Origin of the sequence: Streptomyces sp. NPDC047002, from assembly GCF_040704505.1 — a bacterium.
Classification (GTDB): domain Bacteria; phylum Actinomycetota; class Actinomycetes; order Streptomycetales; family Streptomycetaceae; genus Streptomyces.
Genome location: NZ_JBEYWC010000026.1, coordinates 85405 through 102193 on the forward strand (window position 1 = coordinate 85405; position 16789 = coordinate 102193).

At 73.9% G+C, this 16789-nt stretch carries 13 protein-coding genes and 1 pseudogene; 10 read left to right on the forward strand and 4 right to left on the reverse strand.

Features of this window, described 5'->3' with window-relative positions; genetic code table 11:
- Window positions 1–41 precede the first annotated feature (41 nt).
- From AB0910_RS22810 to AB0910_RS22840, 7 genes are all read left to right on the forward strand, one after another.
- Entirely contained in the window at window positions 42–1010 is a 969-nt protein-coding gene (locus AB0910_RS22810) for an aldo/keto reductase (protein ID WP_366746465.1), read from the forward strand.
- A gap of 56 nt (window positions 1011–1066) precedes the next feature.
- On the forward strand, window positions 1067–1723 hold the full coding sequence (locus AB0910_RS22815; RefSeq protein WP_366746466.1) for a peptide deformylase: 657 nt from the start codon (window positions 1067–1069) through the stop codon (window positions 1721–1723).
- An 85-nt stretch (window positions 1724–1808) separates the two neighbouring features.
- Entirely contained in the window at window positions 1809–2684 is an 876-nt protein-coding gene (locus AB0910_RS22820) for a helix-turn-helix transcriptional regulator (protein WP_366746467.1), read from the forward strand.
- A gap of 89 nt (window positions 2685–2773) precedes the next feature.
- A complete protein-coding gene (locus AB0910_RS22825; RefSeq protein ID WP_366746468.1) occupies window positions 2774–3658 on the forward strand; it encodes a carbon-nitrogen hydrolase family protein in 885 nt (294 codons plus the stop codon).
- Entirely contained in the window at window positions 3658–5043 is a 1386-nt protein-coding gene (locus AB0910_RS22830) for an APC family permease (protein WP_366746469.1), read from the forward strand. The genes AB0910_RS22825 and AB0910_RS22830 overlap by 1 nt, the downstream gene beginning before the upstream one ends.
- A gap of 115 nt (window positions 5044–5158) precedes the next feature.
- Window positions 5159–6445: an MFS transporter gene (locus AB0910_RS22835; RefSeq protein WP_366746470.1), complete on the forward strand. Its 1287-nt coding sequence runs from the start codon at window positions 5159–5161 to the stop codon at window positions 6443–6445.
- Between the two features lie 667 nt (window positions 6446–7112).
- Window positions 7113–8660 (forward strand): alkaline phosphatase D family protein, encoded by a 1548-nt coding sequence (locus AB0910_RS22840; protein ID WP_366746471.1) that lies wholly within the window; start codon window positions 7113–7115, stop codon window positions 8658–8660.
- Window positions 8661–8722: 62 nt separating this feature from the next.
- Here AB0910_RS22840 and AB0910_RS22845 read toward each other — a convergent pair whose 3' ends face one another.
- Window positions 8723–9859, reverse strand: a complete 1137-nt coding sequence (locus AB0910_RS22845; protein WP_366746472.1) for a peptidoglycan-binding domain-containing protein — start codon at window positions 9857–9859, stop codon at window positions 8723–8725.
- 243 nt (window positions 9860–10102) lie between these two features.
- Here AB0910_RS22845 and AB0910_RS22850 point away from each other — a divergent pair, with 243 nt between their 5' ends.
- A complete protein-coding gene (locus AB0910_RS22850) occupies window positions 10103–12001 on the forward strand; it encodes a Na+/H+ antiporter NhaA (RefSeq protein ID WP_366746473.1) in 1899 nt (632 codons plus the stop codon).
- A gap of 22 nt (window positions 12002–12023) precedes the next feature.
- On the opposite strand, the gene AB0910_RS22855 is transcribed toward AB0910_RS22850, so the two are convergent.
- From AB0910_RS22855 to AB0910_RS22865, 3 genes are read right to left on the reverse strand one after another with little or no spacing between them, the layout of a single operon-like run.
- The gene (locus AB0910_RS22855; protein WP_366746480.1) at window positions 12024–13502 is read right to left on the reverse strand and encodes an ATP-binding protein; all 1479 of its coding nucleotides are present in this window, start codon (window positions 13500–13502) and stop codon (window positions 12024–12026) included.
- A gap of 14 nt (window positions 13503–13516) precedes the next feature.
- Window positions 13517–15178: an FAD-dependent oxidoreductase gene (locus AB0910_RS22860; protein WP_366746474.1), complete on the reverse strand. Its 1662-nt coding sequence runs from the start codon at window positions 15176–15178 to the stop codon at window positions 13517–13519.
- A 55-nt stretch (window positions 15179–15233) separates the two neighbouring features.
- Window positions 15234–15959, reverse strand: coding sequence for a beta-glucanase (locus AB0910_RS22865; protein WP_366746475.1), 726 nt, complete (start codon window positions 15957–15959; stop codon window positions 15234–15236).
- Between the two features lie 180 nt (window positions 15960–16139).
- Between AB0910_RS22865 and AB0910_RS22870 the strand changes: the two genes are divergently transcribed.
- Complete coding sequence (locus AB0910_RS22870; protein ID WP_366746476.1) at window positions 16140–16640, forward strand: metallophosphoesterase; 501 nt, start codon at window positions 16140–16142, stop codon at window positions 16638–16640.
- 55 nt (window positions 16641–16695) lie between these two features.
- Window positions 16696–16789 (forward strand): annotated as a pseudogene (locus tag AB0910_RS22875) (thiamine pyrophosphate-dependent enzyme); the annotation flags it as partial.

Genomic DNA, 16789 nt, shown 5'->3' on the forward strand with positions numbered 1-16789 from the left:
CCGCTCCTGCGGCCCTTGGCAACGCATCGAAAGAAGTGGTCGTGCGCTACACGAGGTTGGGCAACACCGGTCTGGAGATCTCGGCCATCACCCTGGGCTGCATGAGCTTCGGGGACCCCGAGCGCGGCACGCACTCCTGGAGCCTCGGCGAGGACGCGAGCAGGGATCTCATCAAGCAGGCCCTGGAAGCGGGCATCACCGCCTTCGACACCGCCAACGTCTACTCCGACGGGTCGAGCGAGGAGATCACCGGCCGCGCGCTGAAGGACTTCGCCCGCCGAGACGACGTCGTCATCGCCACCAAGGTCTACAACCGCATGCGCCCGGGCCCCAACGGCGCCGGGCTCTCCCGCAAGGCGATCCTCTCCGAGATCGACAACAGCCTGCGGCGACTCGGCACCGACTACGTGGACCTGTACCAGATCCACCGCTGGGACGACGCCACGCCCGTCGAGGAGACCCTCGAAGCCCTCCACGACGTCGTCAAGGCGGGCAAGGCCCGCTACATCGGCGCCTCCTCCATGCACGCCTGGCAGTTCGCCAAGGCGCTCTACACCGCGGACCTGCACGGCTGGACCCGGTTCGTGTCCATGCAGAACCACTACAACCTGATCTACCGCGAGGAGGAGCGCGAGATGCTCCCCTTCTGCGCCGACCAGGGCGTGGGCGTCATTCCGTGGAGCCCGCTCGCCCGCGGCCGGCTCACCCGCCCGTGGGACGCGCAGACGGCGCGCTCGGACACCGACGAGTTCGGCAAGACCCTCTACCATCCCGAGGACCGCACGGTCGTCGAGCGGGTCGTCGACCTCGCCGCCAAGCACGGCGTGCCGCCCGCGCAGATCGCCCTTGCCTGGGTGGCGCAGCGGCCCGCGGTGACCTCGCCCATCGTCGGTGTCACTCGCCCCCAGCAGCTCGCCGACGCGGTCGCCGCCGTCGACCTGGAGCTGGGCGAGGACGAGACCGCACTGCTGGAGGAGGCCTACCAGCCGCACGGCGTGGCGGGCTTCTGACCCGCAGGCAGGGGACGCCGCTCCGGACCAGGGGCGGCGTCTGGCAGGCTTGATCCATGCGAACTCCTTCCCTGGCCGCGCTCGTCGACGCCCTCCTCGACGGCGAGCGCCCCGCGCCCGTCGTCGCCGCGGGCGAGCCGGTCCTGCGCAACCCCCTTCCGCCGTACGAGGGGGAGCTCGGCGCCGACCGGCTCGCGCGGCTCGTCGAGGCGATGCGGGAGACCCTGCACGCGGCCCCCGGCGTCGGCCTCGCCGCCCCGCAGATCGGGATCCCGCTGCGGCTCGCCGTCATCGAGGACCCGGCCGAGGTGCCCGCCGAGGTCGCCGCGGCCAGGGGACGGGTGCCGCAGCCCTTCCGCGTGCTCGTCAACCCCCGCTACGAGGCGCTCGGCCCCGGCAGCGCCGCGTTCTTCGAGGGCTGCCTGAGCGTGCCGGGCTGGCAGGCCGTGACCGTACGCCACCGCGCGGTGCGGCTGCGCGCGCAGGACGAGCAAGGGCGGGAGACCGACGAGGAGTTCACCGGCTGGCCGGCCCGGATCGTCCAGCACGAGACGGACCATCTCGACGGCAGGCTCTACCTCGACATCGCCGAGACCCGCTCGCTGTCCAGCACGGCCGCCGTGCTCGGGCACTGGAACCAGCCCACCCCCGAAGCGGCGGCGCGCGCCCTCGGGTTCGACCTGCCGGGCGGCGCCGCCGGTGCGGAAGCATGAGCCCGATCACGGCCGGAACCTGGCTGTCGGGCCGGGCGGCTGGCAGACTCGACGGGGTGAAAGGGTGTCAGGTGGTGATCGCGCGATGAGTGAGATCCGTCCGGGAGGCTCAGGCGGCAGCGCGCCCACGGTCCTGCGCATGGTGATCGGCAAGCGGCTCCTCGCGCTGCGCGAGCGTGCCGGCGTGACCAGGGAGAGCGCGGCCGCGCTGCTCGACGTCACCCCGCTGACCATCCGCAGGATGGAGAACTCCGAGGTCAGCTTCAAACTGCCGTACGTGCGGCTGCTGCTCCAGCTGTACGGTGTCGACAAGGCCGAGGCCGACCAGTTCGTCGAACTGGTCAAGGCGGCCAACCTGCCCGGCTGGTGGCACCGCTACCGCGACGCCGTGCCCGACTGGTTCGGCGCCTACGTCAGCCTGGAGGACGAGGCCAGCCTCATCAGGGCGTACGAACCCCACTACGTGCCCGGCCTGTTGCAGACGGAGGAGTACGCGAGGGGCGTGCTCGGCGCGGGCGCGCCCAAGGACCCGGAGGCGCTCGACCGGCGGGTCGCGCTGCGCGTCAAGCGCCAGCAGCTGCTGGCCAAGGCCGACGCGCCCATGCTCTGGATCCTGATGGAGCAGGCCGTGCTGAGCCGCCCGGTCGGCGGTCCCGGCGTGATGAGCGGGCAGCTCGACCGCCTCATCGAGGCGACGGCGCTGCCCAATGTGACGCTGCAGCTGCTGCCGTTCGCCATCGGACCGCACCTCGGCGCGTTCGGCCCTTTCACCCTGTTCCGCTTCGACGTCGTCGAACTCCCTGACATCGTCTACACGGAGAACCTCACCGGCGCCGTCTACCTCGACCGCAGGCCCGACAGCGCCGCCTACCTCGAAGTCCTCGACAACCTCTCGGCGCGCGCCCTGTCCGTCCGCGAGACCCGCAGGGAACTGCGGAGCATACGCGCGGAACTCGGCTGACCCGCGTCGCGCGGGACCCGGCCCGCCCGCGCAGGAGGGGCAGCCGCGCCGCCTGGCCCCGATGATCGTTCTGATCTATTTTCGAGCGCATGTCCCGACCCCTTCCCCTCGCACTGGTCCAGGCGGCCCCCCACCCGGCGCAGGCCCCCCTCGCCGGCTTCGCCTCGGACACCGAGCGCCTCCTGCGCCGCCTGCCCGGCACGCGCATGGTGGTCCACCCCGAACTCCACCTGTGCGGCGTCGAACCCGGCGCACCCGATGCCGACGAGCGGCTCCACGACGCCGCCGAGCCGCTCGACGGCCCCCGCACCAGGGCGCTCGCCGAGCTCGCAGGCGACCTCAAGGTGTGGCTGCTGCCCGGCACGGTGTGCGAACGCGGCCCCGGCGGCGAACTGTTCAACACCGCGCTCGCCTTCTCCCCGGAGGGCAGGCTGGCCGCCTCCTACCGCAAGGTGTTCCCCTGGCGGCCCTACGAGCCGTACGACCCAGGCGACCGCTTCGTCGTCTTCGACGTGCCGGGCACCGGCAAAATCGGCTTCGCCGTCTGCTATGACGCCTGGTACCCCGAGGTCTCCCGCCACCTGGCGTGGATGGGAGCCGAGGTGATCGTCAACCCGGTGATGACGACGACCGCCGACCGGGCGCAGGAGCTCGTCCTCGCCCGCGCCAACGCCATCGTCAACCAGGTCCATGTGGTCAGCGTGAACACCGCGGGCCCCACGGGCACCGGGCGCAGCGTCGTCGTCGACCCCGAGGGGCGGGTACGGGCGGAGGCGCCGTCCGAGGCGGCCACCGTGCTCACCGACGTGCTCGACCTGGACGACGTCACCCGCGTGAGAACCCATGGCACGGCCGGGGTGACCCGCGTGTGGGACGTGTTCCAGGAGGGCGACGCGCCCCTCGGACTCCCCCTGTACGCAGGGCGCATCGACCCGCGCAGCTGGCATCCCGGCCAGGCGGGGGAGGCGCGGTGATGAGCACGGAACCCACCGGGGACGGCACACCGGCGCCGGGACTCGACAGGACGCTCGGGCTGCGCTCCGTCGTCCTGTTCGGCCTCGCCTACATGACCCCGCTGATCGTGCTCGGCACCTTCGGCGTGGTCGCCGACGCGACCCACGGCGCCGTGCCCGTGGCGTACGCGCTCGCGCTCGTCGCCATGCTGTTCACCGCGCACAGCTACGGACGGATGGCGGCGACCCACCCCGTCGCAGGCTCCGCCTACACCTATGTGACCCGCGCGATCGACGGCCGCGTCGGCTTCCTCGTCGGCTGGGCCACCCTGCTCGACTACTTCTTCCTGCCGATGGTCATCTGGCTGATCGGCGCCTCCTACCTGAAGGCCGAGTGGCCCGGCGTACCGCTGTGGGTGTGGGTCCTCGGCTTCATCGTGCTCACCACCGCGCTCAACGTCCGCGGCATCAAGACGGCGGAGCGCGTCAACGACCTGCTGATGGTCTTCCAGGTCCTCGTGATCGCGGCGTTCGTCGCTCTGTCCGCGCGGCACGTGGTGGAGCTGCACGGCGGCGGCGGGCTCGCGGACGCCACCCCGTTCTGGAACAGCGCGAGCACCGTCTCCGCGGTGTCGGCGGGCGCCGCGCTCGCCGCGTACTCCTTCCTGGGCTTCGACGCGGTCACCACCCTCACCGAGGAGACGCTCGAACCCCGGCGCACCATGCCCCGTGCGATCCTGCTGATCGCGCTGATCGGCGGCGGCATCTTCGTCCTCGTGGCCTACGTCACCCAGCTCGCCCACCCGGGCAGCCACTTCGACGACACCGGGTCCGCGGCGTTCGAGATCGCCAAGGCCATCGGCGGCGACGTCTTCTCCTCGGTCTTCCTCGCCGGGCTCGTCGTCGCGCAGTCGGCCTCCGGCATCGCCGCGCAGGCCAGCACCTCCCGGCTGCTGTACGCGATGGGACGCGACGGCGCCCTGCCGAGCCGGGTCTTCGGCCGCATCCACCGCCGCTTCCGCACCCCGGCGTGCAACGTACTGCTGACCGGCGCCGTGGGCCTGATCGCGCTGACGCTCGACGTGGCGACCTCCACGTCGTTCATCAACTTCGGCGCCTTCACCGCCTTCACCTTCGTCAACCTGTCCGTGCTCGCGACCTTCGTCAGGGAGCGCAGGGCGGGCCGCACCCCCGGCGTCGCCGGATACGTCGTCGCACCGCTGATCGGCGCGGGTGTCGACGTGTGGCTGCTCGCCCACCTGGACAGCAGGGCCGTCGAACTCGGCCTGGCCTGGCTCGTCCTCGGCATCCTGTACCTCGCCTGGCTGACCCGGCTGTTCCGCAGGCCGCCCCCGACCCTCGACTTCAGCGAGGGGGACGAGCCGGGGGCCGCCGCCGACGCGTGACCGTCCAGTCGCTGGGACACGGTGCCGGAGGGCAGGGGGCTTCTGGTTATCTGGTAGGACCACTCATCCTTGCCCGCTCCCGGAAATGAGGCCGCGTACGGTGTCCTCCCGCCCCGTGACCCTGCTCAGCCTGGTACCCGCCGTGTTCCTCCCGGCGCTCACCTTCGAGACGGGCATGGGGGCGCTCGCACCCGTCCTCGCCCTCAGCGGCCGGGCGCTGGGCGCCTCCGTGGGCGCGGCGGGACTGGTGCTCGCGCTGCTCGGCGTCGGGCAGATCCTCGGGGACGTGCCCGCGGGCGCGCTCGCCGCGCGGCTCGGCGACCGCAAGGCGATGCTGGTGGCTGCGGGCGTGGCGGCGCTCACCCTGTGCGGCTGCGCGTTCGCCCGTACGGTGTGGGAGCTGGCGCTCGCCGTCACGGCCACCGGCGCCACGAACGCGGTGTTCATCCTCGCCCGGCAGTCGTACCTCACCGAGGTCATCCCGATCGGGCTGCGGGCGAGGGCGCTTTCGACGCTCGGCGGGATGTCGCGGGTCGGCGCGTTCGTCGGCCCGTTCATCGGCGCGGCCGTGCTGCGGGACCGGCCCGTGCACGACATCTACTGGCTCGCGCTCGCGTTCACCGCGGTCACCGCGGGTGTGCTGCTGTTCGTGCCGGACGTCGCCGACCCGTCGTCCGCGCACGCGAAGGGCGCGAGGAACCCGGTGTCCGTGCGGACCGTGGTCCGCGACCACCGGCGCGTCTTCCTCACCCTCGGCATGGCCGTGCTGCTCGTCGGCTCGGTGCGCGCGACCCGCCAGACGGTGCTGCCGCTGTGGGCGGAGCACCTCGGCCAGAACGCCTCGACCACCAGTGTCGTCTTCGGCATCGCCGGCCTGATCGACATGCTCACCTTCTACCCCTCCGGCCAGGTCATGGACCGCCTCGGGCGGCTGTGGATCGCCATCCCCTCGATGCTGGTCCTCGGCCTGACCCAGGCGTTCCTGCCGCTCACCCACGGCCTGGTGTCGCTGACCGTGGTCGCGATGCTCATGGGCTTCGGCAACGGCATCGGCAGCGGCATCCTGATGACGCTCGGCGCGGACGTCGCGCCGCCCGAGACCCGCACCCAGTTCCTCGGCGTGTGGCGGCTGTGCGCGGACTCGGGCAGCGCGGGCGGCCCCCTCGTGGTCTCCGCTGCCGCGTCCCTCGGCAGCCTGGCCGCGGGCATCGTCGCCATGGGCGCGGTCGGCATCGTCGCCGCCGGCGCGCTGATGCGGTGGGTGCCGCGCTATTCCGAGTTCGCCACCACGGGCACCCGCAGGGGCCGCTCCACGGTCGCCGCGGTCTCCCTGCCGCAGCCGCCCGCCCCGCGTCCGGACCCGGAGGCCCCGGACCCCGCGGACCGCGTCGAGGAGACCTGAGCCCCCCGGGGCGCCCGGCCCTTGAGGCGCGCGGGCGTCCCGCCTCGCCGACGCGCAGCCCCGACGCGCACGGCCGCGCGGGGGCGCCAGGTGCGGACGCCCGAGCCGTCCGCCCGGCGGGTGAGCCGAGCGGCGCCTGCGTCCCCGGCAGGCGGGCGTACCGCCCCCGTCGCTCCCCGACGGACACGGAGCCGCGGCCTGCGGAGTGCGACGGTGGGACGCGCGATTGCGGGCCGCGGAGCGGGATGGCAAGGATGGGCGGTCCCGGTCGGTAGGACAGGCACCGTGACCCGCGGAGCGGGACGGCGGGACGCCTGGCTCAGGGCCGCGGGGCAGGGCGGCTGGGACGTGCGGTCCCGGCAGCGGAGCGGGGGGGCGCCGGGGTCCGCCCCGGGGGGATGTTCGTGCTCGCCCGCGCCGCGTTCCCCGATCATCGGCCCGGGGCATGGTAGGCACAGGGCATGCCTTCTGACGCCGTGTCACCCGGCCGGCCGCGCCCCGGCGGCCCCCGCCGCGCAGCGTGGGGCCGGCGCGCCCGCCGGATATGACCGAAGCGGGACCGCTCGACACGTCGATGTCATGGCCCTGTCGATGGAATGTCGGGTTCCCACCCCTGTCCGCCTGTCATCTTGCCTGCGGCCCTGCCGCCACCAGAAGGGACCACGCCATGCCAGAAATCACCCGCCGCCGGCTGATCGCCGCAGGCGCTGCCGCGTCAGGAACCCTCGCCGCAGGACAGATCGCCCTCGCACCCGCCGCCTCGGCCGCCCCGCGCGGCACCTCCAGACGCGCGGCCGCCGCCGACCCCTTCACCCTGGGCATCGCGTCGGGCGACCCCCTCACCACGGCCGTCGTCATCTGGACCCGCCTCGCCACCGACCCGCTGCACGGCGGAGGCATGCCGGACAGCGCGGTCGAGGTCAGCTGGCAGGTGGCCGAGGACCAGAAGTTCCGCAGGATCGTCCGGCAGGGCACCGCGCAGGCCGAACCCGCCTTCGGCCACAGCGTCCACGTCGACGTGCGGGGCCTGCGCCCGGGGCGCGACTACTGGTACCGCTTCCGCTCGGGCGACCACCTGTCCGCCGTCGGACGCACCCGCACCATGGACACCTCGCCCTCCAAGCTCCGCGTCGCGCTCGCGTCCTGCCAGAACTGGCAGCAGGGCTACTTCAACGCCTACGCCGACATGCGCGACCAGGACCCCGACTTCGTGCTGTTCGTCGGCGACTACATCTACGAGTCCGCGCCGACCGCGTCGTCCGTCCGCGTCCACGAGGGCAGCGGCGAGCCCGTCACGCTCGACCAGTACCGCAACCGGTACGCGCAGTACCGCACCGACCCCGACCTCAACGCGATCCACGAGACCACGCCCTGGATCGTCACCTTCGACGACCACGAGGTCGACAACGACTTCGCGGGCGAGGTCCCGCAGGACCCCGACAAGCAGTCGCACGACGCCTTCGTGAAGCGGCTGACCGCCGCGTACCAGGCGTACTACGAGCACATGCCGGTCCGCGCCACCGCCGTCCCGAACGGCCCCCACATCCAGATGTACCGGCGCTTCGACTTCGGCAGCCTGATGCGGCTCAACGTCCTCGACACCCGCCAGTTCCGCAGCAACCAGGTCACCTCGGACGCGGCCGCCGAGGACCCCAAGCTGACGATGCTGGGCGCCACCCAGAAGTCCTGGCTGCTGAACGGCCTCGAACGCTCCTACGCCCGCTGGAACGTCGTCGCCTCGCAGATCATGATGGCCGAGACGGACAACGTCGCGGGACCCGGCAAGAACTGGTTCTACGACGCGTGGGACGGCTACCAGGTCGAGCGCAACGACCTGATGGCGCGCTTCCAGCACATCCGCAACCCCGTCGTCCTCAGCGGCGACCGCCACCTGACGATGATCAGCGACCTGAAGAAGGACTTCTCCGACCCCCGGTCGGCCGTCGTGGGCGCCGAGTTCGTCGGCACGTCCATCAGCTCCAACGGCGACCAGGACGTCAACGCCTTCAACGCCCAGTGGGACCCGCTGCGCAAGGACAACCCGCACTGGAAGTTCATCGACTGCCACCGCGGCTACCACCTCTTCGACATCGACCGCCGCGGCATCGACGCCCAGGTGCGCGTCGTGGGCTCCGTGCTCAAGCCCACGTCCACCAGCAGCGCCATCACCCGACTCCGCGTCGACGAGGGCAGGCCCGGGGTCCACACCGTCTGACCCCGCACCGCCCGGAGGAGGCCCCGCCGCCCGGCGGGGGCCTCTCCCGTGCCGGGCCGCCCTCAGGGCGTGTGCGTGCGGGACTCCAGGTCCTTGCGGGTGGCGTGCCCGTACACACCGGACGGGTCGGCGGTGATGTCGTGGGACTGCTGGTAGCGCGCGACGGCGTCCTTGACATCCGCGTCGTAGTCGCCGTCCGCCGGGCCGAGGTAGACCAGGAGCAGCTGGCCGAGCCGCTTCTGGAGCTCCACGACCTCGGGTCCGCTGTCGCCCTCCTGGAGGACGGGCGGCCCCGCCGGCACGCTCGCCGGGCCGCTCGGCGTGTCCGAAACGGCGGGGGAACCCTCGCCCGACGTGGTGGGGGAGGTGCCGGAGGCGGCTTCCGTCGCCGCCGTGCTGCCCGAGGGCGCGGCCGGGCGCGCGGCACCTGCCGGGCCGCCCTTCGGGCCGCCGCCCGCCGAACGGCCGGGGGAGGGCGCGCCCGCCGTGCCCGAGGCCGTCGCGGCGGTGGTCGCCCCTGAGGGGTGCGCCGCGGACCGGCCGCCCGGCAGGGCCGCGCCCGACGTGCCGGCCGCGGCCCCCCTGGCCGTGTCGGCGCTGTCCCCGCCGAAGACCCCCGTGCCCGCGGCGACGGCGACCGCCGCGACGACGGCGCCCGCTGCGGCCGCGATGAGCACCCCCTTGCGCCTGCGGCGCGGAGCCGACTGCGCGGCGCCCGGGCCTCCCGCCGCCCCCGCGTCGATGACGGAGCCCGCGAGCGGGGCACCGCCCTCAGGGGCGCCCTTGGCCGACGCGGCCGCGGCGCCCGGGGGCGGCGGGGTGGTGCCGCCCGGTGCCCCGCCGCCCGCAGGGGAGTCCGGGGCCGGCACGGCGCCGGGCGAGCCCTCGCCGCTCCCCTCCGCGACCGGGGCGTCGGGCGCCTCGGGGCCTGAGGCGTCGCCCGGTACGTCGGAGCCGCCAGGGCCGGAGGGGAGGCCGGGGGAGTCCGAGCCCCCAGGACCGGGCGGGAGGCCGGGGGAGTCCGGTACCTCCGGGCCGGACGCCGCGGCGCGGGCCTCACCCCCGGCGTCGGCGCTGCCCCCGGCGGCGCTCCCGCCCGCCGTCGCGCGCAGCGCGGCCACCGTGACCGCGCAGGCGCAGTCCGGGGTGCCGTCCTCGCCCGCGGGAGCGAAACAACGGGGACAGGGTTCTGGCTTCACCGACGTTCCCTTCGTGGATGCGGTGTGCGCGCACGGAGCCGAATGGGCACGCGATGCGATTCTGCCGTGTGCGCTGCCGCGGCTTTTCGGCCATAAGGGGGCATCACCTGCCCGAAAGGGCAAAAAAATTACGGTGGTTGCGTTTCCGTCCCGATCATGACCGATCGCCCGCCGCACCGGCGGCACCCCGGGCCGCGCAGGTCGCGGGCGGTGCGGGAGGGACGCAGGAGGCAGAATTGCCGCGTGACGGAATCCGCGGCAGGCAACGCGTACACGGGTACGACCGAGTGCGGGGACCAGGTCCGCTCCCCGTGGCGCGACTTCCTGCGCACCGAGACGGGCAGCGCCGCCGTCCTGCTGGCCGCCGTGGTCGCCGCGCTGGTCTGGGCGAACACCGGCCCCGGCACGTACCGGACGGTCTGGGACACCGCGCTCTCCGTGCGGATCGGCTCCCTCGGCGTCTCGCTCGGCCTGCGCGGCTGGGTCAACAGCGGTCTGATGGCGCTGTTCTTCTTCGTCGTGGGCCTTGAAGCGCGCCGCGAGTTCGACATGGGCGAGCTGCGCGACCGGCGCCGCGTCGCGCTCCCGCTCGTCGCCGGCGCCTGCGGCCTCGCCGTGCCCGCGCTGGTCTACCTCGCACTCAACGCCGGACACGGCACGGAGCACGGCTGGGGCGCCGCCATGTCCACGGACACCGCCTTCGCGCTCGGCATCCTCGCCCTGCTGGGGCGCCGCAGACTGCCGCCCGGGCTGCGCACCTTCGTCCTCTCGGTCGCCGTCGTGGACGACTTCGTCGCGCTCGCCGTGATCGCCTTCGCCTACAGCGGCCACATCGCGCTGCCCGCGCTGCTGACCGCCGTCGGCCTCCTCGCCCTCGTCCTGGCCGTCCGCGCGGCCGGACTGCGGCAGGGCGCCGTGTACGCGGTCCTCGTGCTCGCTGTCTGGGTCGCCCTCCTCGAATCGGGCATCGACCCCGTGGTCACCGGCCTCGTGATGGGGCTGCTGACGTACGCCTACCCCGCGGCCCGCGACGACCTCGAACGCGCGAGCGGCCTGTTCCGGCGCTTCCGAGAGCAGCCCACCCCCGAGCTCGAACGCACCGCACGGCGCGGCCTCGCCTCGTCGATCTCGCCCAACGAACGGCTCCAGCGCGCCTTCCACCCGTGGACCAGCTACGCCGTGGTGCCGCTGTTCGCCCTCGCCAACGCGGGCATCGGGATCGACGCGGGCGCGCTGTCCCGCGCCTTCTCCTCGACCGTCACCTGGGGCATCGCCTGCGGGCTCGTCCTCGGCAAGCCCGTCGCCGTACTCGGCTCCACCCTCGCGGCGTCCGCCGCGACCCGGGGCCGGGTCCGCCCGCCCGTCGGCTGGGGCGCGGTCGGCGCGGGCGGCACCGTCGCCGGTGTCGGATTCACCGTGTCCCTGCTGATCGCCACGCTCGCCTTCCACGGCCGGCACCTCGCGGAGGCGAAGATCGGCATCCTCACCGCCCTGCTCGGCGCCTCCCTGCTGACGTGGGCCGTGACCGCCGTACTCGGCCGTCTGCCCAAGCCGCTGCGCGGCCGGGCCCTGCTCGGCAGCGCGGAGCCCCTGACCGACCTCGCCGTGCCCGTCGACCCAGGCCGCGACAAGGTGCGCGGGCCGCACGACGCGCCCGTCACCGTCGTCGAGTACGGCGACTTCGAATGCCCCTACTGCGGCCGCGCCGAGTCCGCCATCCGCGCGCTGCTCGCCGACTTCGGCGACGACGTCCGCTACGTGTGGCGACACCTGCCGCTCACCGACGTCCACCCGCGGGCCCAGATCGCCGCCGAGGCCGCAGAGGCGGCAGCCGAGCAGGGCGCGTTCTGGGCCATGCACGACCTGCTCCTCGACCACCAGGGCGCGCTGCGCTTCGCCGACCTGCGCGCCTACGCCGAGCGGCTCGGCCTCGACATGGAGCGCTTCGACCGCCACGTGCGGCGCCACGCGGGCGCCGCACGCGTCGCCGAGGACGTCGAGTCCGCCGACCTCAGCGGCGTCTCCGGCACCCCCACCTTCTTCGTCAACGGGCGCCGCCACACCGGCGCCTACGACATCGGGCACCTGTCGAAGGCGGTCCGCACGGCGCGCCAGCGCGCGCTCCTCGGCCTCGGCGGCTGACCGCAGGCACCGGCGCGCGGTCCTACGCCGAGCCCGCCCAGGGCCCCGGCGCGCCCGGCGCCGCACCGGGCCGGCCGTCCGTCGCGCCGCCGTCCGGCTCCTGGACCATCGGCAGGCACACGATGAACCGGGTGTCGCCCGGCCGCGACTCCACCCGGATGTCGCCGTGGTGCTTGTTGACGACGATGCGGTACGAGATGTCGAGGCCGAGGCCCGTCCCCTCGCCCACGCCCTTCGTGGTGAAGAACGGCTCGAAGATCCGCGGCCTGACCTCGGGGGCGATGCCCGTGCCCGTGTCGCCGATCTCCACCAGCAGCCTGCGCCCGTCCTCCGCCCAGGTGCGCACCGTCAGGGTGCCCGACGCGCCCATCGCGTCGACCGCGTTGGCGATGAGGTTGGTCCACACCTGGTTCAGCTCGGCGCCGTACGCGGGGATCTCCGGCAGCGTCCTGTCGTACTCCTTGACGATCCCGATGCCCGCAGGGATCTTCGCGCGGAGCATCGTCAGCGTCGCGTCGAGCAGCTCGTGCACGTCGACGGTCTGCTGCGGCGCCCGGTCCAGCTGCGAGTACTTCTTCGCCGCCCCCACCAGGTCGGAAACCCGGGTGACCGCGTCGTCGATCTCGCCCATCAGCAGCTCGGTGTCGATGGCGTACGCCAGCCAGCGCACCGCCGAGTCCAGATACGCCTCGCCCACGGTGTCCGCCACCGTCGCGAGCCACGGCACCCCGACGCCGCCCGCGACCAGCGTCGGCGCGATGTCCCACGGCTTCGCCACGCCGCGCTCCTCCAGCCAGTCCGACAGCTCGTCCTCGGCGTCCGAGGTCTGCATCGCGGACAGCGCGGGCGCGGCCGCCGCCTGCTTGACCGCCGTGTCCTGCAGCTCCACCAGCTGGTGCAGCCGGGTGCCGTCGAGGCGGCCGTCGGCGATGAGCGCCAGCTTGTGCCGCATGCCCGCCACCCGGTCGCGCAGCGCCTCCGTGGCGCGCACGGCCGCCGCAGCCGGGTTGTTGAGCTCGTGCGTCAGGCCCGCCGAGAGCGAGCCGAGCGCGAGCAGCCGCTCCCGCTCGTTGACCAGGGAGTTGGCGGCCCTCGAACCGAAGAACAGTCCTTCGAGAAGGTGCAGCGCCATCGGGAACCACGTACGCACCGCCGTCGCGAACTCGTCGGCGGGCAGCACGAAGAACTCCGCGTCGCTGACCGCGCGCAGCGAGTTCTTGTACACCTGGTCGACCCGGTCCCCGAGATACGCCTGCGTCGCCCCCGCGTACACGCCCCGCTGCTCGGTCCTCGACACCTCGACGTCGTCGCCGTGCAGCACCCGGCTCAGCGCCACCGCGCCGCTCAGCAGCACGTAGAAGCAGGTGGCGGGCTCGCCCTCCCGGTACACCGCGGTGCCGCCCGCCCGCTGCTCCCTGCGCCCGCGCCCGGACAGCCAGCGCAGCTGCTCGGCGTCGAGCTTCTCGAAGAGGAAGAGCTCCCGCAGCTCCCCGGGCGCCATCCGATCCGCCGTGCTCACTGTGCCTCCAGATAACGATGGGCCAGCGAGACCGCCATCGCGCCCTCGCCGACCGCCGAGGCGACCCGCTTGACCGAAGCGGCCCGCACGTCGCCCGCCGCGAACACGCCGGGCACGCTGGACTCCAGGTGGTAGGGGTCGCGGGGGAGCGGCCAGCCCGCCACCCGCTGCCCGCCCGCGACCAGGTCGGGCCCCGTCACCACGAAACCGCGCGGGTCCCTCGCGACCACGCCGTCCAGCCACTGGGTGCGCGGCGCGGCCCCGATGAAGACGAACAGCCACGAGGCGTCGACGGTCTCCGTCGTGCCCGAGCGCACGTCCCGCAGCGTGAGCTGCTGGAGGTGGTCGTCGCCCTTCGCGTCGGCCACCTCCGTGTACGGGTGGACGGTGATGCCGTCGATCGCGGCGATCTGGTCGATCAGATAGCTCGACATGGAGCGCGTCAGGTCGCCCGAGCGCACCAGGACGTGCACCCGGCGCGCGTACCGCGAGAAGTAGACGGCCGCCTGGCCCGCCGAGTTGGCGCCGCCGACCACGTACACGTCCTCGCCCGAGCAGTTCTGCGCCTCGGTGACGGCCGAGCCGTAGTAGACCCCCGCGCCGGTGAACTCGTCGAGGCCGGCCGCCGGCAGCCGCCGGTACGAGACGCCCGTGGCGAGCACCACCGTGTGCGCGCCGATCGACTCGCCCCCGCCGAGCCGCAGCACCCGGGCCGAGCCCGCCGCCTCCAGCGACACGACCTCCCGCGCGCTGAGGATCTCCGCGCCGAACTTCAGCGCCTGCCGCCGCGCCCGGTCCGTGAGCTGGGAGCCGGAGACGCCGTCAGGAAACCCCAGATAGTTCTCGATACGGCTCGACTGGCCCGCCTGCCCGCCCGTCGCCTCCCGCTCGACCAGGACCGTGCGCAGCCCCTCGGACGCGCCGTAGACCGCGGCGCCGAGCCCCGCGGGCCCGCCGCCGATCACGACCAGGTCGTAGAAGTCGGACGCGGGCGTCGTGGACAGCCCGACCCGCGAGGCCAGTTCGCTCTCCGCGGGCGCCACCAGCGAGGTGCCGTCGGCGAGCACCACGAGCGGCAGCGGCGTGCCCTCGGGCACGCCCGCGGCGGCGAGCAGCCGCTCGCCCTCCGGCTCGTCCACCGGCAGCCACTGGTACGGCACGAGGTTGCGGGCGAGGAAGTCCCGCACCGCGAACGAGGGCCGCGACCAGCGGTGGCCCACCACCCGCGTCATCTCCGCGGCCGGGTCGGGCGTCGCGAGCCAGGTCTCGAGCAGCGTGTCGATCACCGGGTAGAGGTGCTCCTCCGGCGGGTTCCAGGGCTTGAGCAGGTAGTGGTCGAGGTCCACGACGTTGATCGCGTCGATCGCCGCGTCCGTGTCCGCGTACGCCGTCAGCAGCACCCGCCGCGCCAGCGGGAACAGGTCCATCGCCTGTTCGAGGAACTCGATCCCGTTCATCTGCGGCATCCGGTAGTCCGCGAGCATCACGGCGAGCTGCTCCCCGCGCAGCTTGATCTCGCGGAGCGCGTCCAGGGCCTCGGGACCGGAGCCGGCGCGCACCACGCGGTACCGCTCGCCGTAGCGGCGCCTGATGTCCCGGGCGACGGCGCGGGACACCGTGGGGTCGTCGTCGACGGTCAGGATCGTCGGATTCGTCATGGCACCATCATCCGGGCTGCCCCCGTGGTCTTCGAACGGTGCTTCGTACCCCAGTCTAGGGACGGTGCACCCGAAGCCGCCCGACGTCGAAGCGGAGAGCGCTCTGCGAGCGGTCGGGCGCGGGGTGGTAGCGGCCCGCGGACACCGACAGGTTCACGATCAGATACGCCTGCCAGCCGCGCCCCACGCCCCGGCCGTCCGCGAAGACCCGGCGGCCGCCGACCCACCACACCACCGACCCGGCGCCGAACTCGGTGCGCACCGTCACCCACGCGCCCGGCCGCAGCGCCGGGTCCCGGTGGTCGTGCGAGGCGCCGCCGACGTGGTTCGACAGCTCCAGCACGTCCGGGTTGTCGGGGTGGTACTCGAAGACGTCGACCTCGTTGCCGCCGTCCCGCCAGGTCCACACCGCCGGCCAGGCGCCGATCCCCTCGGGCAGCCGCGCCCGCACCTCCAGCACGTCGCCGGTGCGCACCATGAAGGCGCCCTCGCTGCCCTCCGTGGTGAGCAGCCCCGTGTCCCACAGCCCGTCCGGCCGCCGCCGCGCGAGGAAGGCGCCGTCGCGGCAGTAGGCGGGGTCGGCCGCCAGGTGGTCGAGCTTGTTGTCGCCCGGGTTGACGGGGCCCCCGTTCGGATAGGCCCAGGAGCGGCCCTGCACCCACTGCCTCGTCGAGCCGAAGTCGGCCTCGAAGCACACCGGGGCCTGCCTGCGCGGACCGGACGCGCGGGGACGGGGGCGCTGGGAAGGGAAGAACGACGCGAACCACTGCTTCACGGACATCCCGGCACCTTAGGGAGTCCGAAGGCCCCGCCGCCCGGAAACGCCCGCCGGGACACCCCGCGCACGCGCGTACGAACCCGGCACGGCGCCGCCGCCCGCACCCGGCCCGTACGCCTCCCGCACACGCGTACGCCGACCGCGCGCCTGCCCGGCCGCGTACGGGGACCTAGCCTGGGGGCCATGCGCCTGCTGCTGACGTCCGACACCCACCTGCCCCGGCGGGCCAGGGCCCTGCCGGGGGAACTGCTCGACGCGCTCGGCGAGGCCGACGCGGTGCTGCACGCGGGGGACTGGGTGGACGAGGCGACGCTCGACCTCTTCGAGGAGCGCAGCCGCCGCCTCGTCGCCGTGTACGGCAACAACGACGGCCCGGGGCTGCGCACCCGGCTGCCCGAGACGGCCCGCGCGGACCTGGGCGGCCTGCGGTTCGCCGTCGTCCACGAGACGGGGCCCGCGCAGGGCAGGGAGCGCCGCTGCGCCGAGCGCTTCCCCGACACGGACGTGCTGGTCTTCGGCCACAGCCACATCCCCTGGGACAGCACGGCGCCCGGGGGACTCCGGCTGCTGAACCCGGGCTCGCCCACCGACCGCAGGCGCGAGCCGCACTGCACCTACGCGACCGCCGAGGTGGCGGACGGCCGGCTCACCGGCGTCCGGCTGCACCGGCTGCCGCGCCGCTGAGCCGCCTCATGGAGCACCGCCGCGCGGCGGTGTGCGCGGGCCGGGGACGCCGCCCCACTGGATCAACTGCGGCCAGGCGGGCCCGCTCGGCTGGACGATCCCCGCGGCACTCGGCGTCGCGACGGCCGACCCGGAGGCGAGCGTGGTGG